Below are 1,769 nucleotides of genomic sequence, written 5' to 3' on the forward strand. Positions count from 1 at the left end.
CACCGGCAAATCATCGCGCCCGAACCAGCCGAGCATCATGACGCACGTCCACGACGGGGCGATGGCGCCGGCACGTCAGTTCTTCAGCCGGGTGGCGATGTCGCGGTAGTCCGGCAGGTTGTCGACCGGACCAATGCCGGCCAGCGACACGGCTCCCGCATCGAACACCTGCCTGGCGATGGTCTTTACCCGCTCGGCGGTGATGCGGTTGATCCGCTCCACCGTCTCCTGCAGCGGGATCGGCCGTCCCCACAGCACCTGCTGACGCGCCAGCTGACCGGCGCGCGAGGAGGGGCTTTCGAGCGACATCAGGAGGCCGGCGCGAATCTGGTTGCGGACGCGGATCACTTCCTCGTCCGAAATGGTTTCGGCGGCCCGGCGCAGTTCGTCCAGCACGACCGGCACCAGTTCGCTCACCTCGTTCTCGCCGGTCGAGGCTGCTACCCCGAAGATGCCTGAATCGGCAAACGCCCAGTGGAAGGCATAGACGGAGTAGCAGAGGCCGCGCTTCTCCCGCACTTCCTGGAAGAGTCGCGAACTCATGCCGCCGCCCAGAATCGAGGCGAGGATCTGCACGGCATAGAAGCCGTCGGAGTTGTACGCCCTGCCCTCCATGCCGAGCACGATGTGCGCCTGCTCGTGGTCGGACACAAGCCGCTGCTCGCCGCCGACATAGGCGGCCTTCGCAGGGGGTGGCGCGCCGGCCGGACGCAGGTCCTGGAATCGGTCGTTGGCGATGTCGACCAGGGCATCATGGTCGACATTGCCGGCAGCGCACAACACCATCTGATCGCCGACATAGTTGCGCTCCATATAGGCGCGGATGGCGTCCGGCCCGAAGCTGCGGACCGAGTCGACTGTGCCGAGGATGGTGCGACCGATCGCCTGGCCGGGATAGGCAGCCTGCTGGAACAGGTCGAAGACGTGGTCGTCCGGGTTGTCGCGCGCTGCGCCGATCTCCTGCACGATGACGTGCTGCTCGCGCTCCAGCTCGTCCTTCTCGAAGAGCGAATTCTGCAGGATATCGGAGAGGATGTCGCCCGCCAGCGCCACGTCCTCCTTGAGCACGCGAGCGAAGTAGCCGGTGTGCTCGACCGAGGTCGCCGCATTGAGGTCGCCGCCGACATTCTCGATGGTCGAGGCGATCTCGAGGGCGTCGCGGGTCGCAGTCCCCTTGAAGGCCATGTGCTCGAGCATGTGCGAGATGCCGTGCTCGGCCTCGGTCTCGCTGCGCGAGCCGGCCTTGACCCAGATTCCGAGCGAGGCGCTTTCCAGGTGCGGCATGTCGTCGGTCAAAACGGTCATGCCGTTGGGAAGCGTCGTACTCCGAACCGTCACTTGCGTTCCTCCAGGACCCGCGAACGGGCGCGGATGAAGTCCTCGACTTCATCCTGGTCGTTGTCGAGCACGGTGAGGCGCTCCGACCTCGTGTAGAGGTCAGCCAACCACACCGGCAAATCCGGTTCAATGCCCGAGGCCGCCTTGACGGCAGCCGGGAACTTGGCCGGATGGGCGGTGGCCAGCGTGATCACCGGGGCCACCCCGCCGACCAGGTTCGCGGCCACCGCGACACCCACGGCGCTGTGTGGATCGAGCAGGTAGCCGGCCCGCGCGCGGGTCTCGGCGATGGTCCGGCTGGTGGTCGCCTCGTCGGCGCGGCCGGCGGAAAATCGTGCCCGGATCGCAGCGAGCGCCGGCGCGGGTATGGCGAAGCCGCGCGACTGGCGCAGCCCGTCCATCATCGCCCGGACCACCGCGCTGTCGCGGTC

The 1,769-nt window shown here is 67.3% G+C and carries 1 protein-coding gene and 1 pseudogene; both read right to left on the reverse strand.

Features of this window, described 5'->3' with window-relative positions; all coding sequences use genetic code 11:
* Positions 1-75: 75 nt before the first annotated feature.
* Positions 76-1,338, reverse strand: a complete 1,263-nt coding sequence (locus ACE3TU_RS22025) for a M16 family metallopeptidase (protein WP_374627994.1) — start codon at positions 1,336-1,338, stop codon at positions 76-78.
* Positions 1,335-1,769: pseudogene (locus tag ACE3TU_RS22030) on the reverse strand (threonine synthase); the annotation flags it as partial. The pseudogene ACE3TU_RS22030 and the gene ACE3TU_RS22025, both read right to left, overlap by 4 nt.

The sequence above is a fragment of the Devosia sp. genome (genome assembly GCF_041917035.1).
In the GTDB taxonomy this organism is placed as follows: domain Bacteria; phylum Pseudomonadota; class Alphaproteobacteria; order Rhizobiales; family Devosiaceae; genus Devosia_A.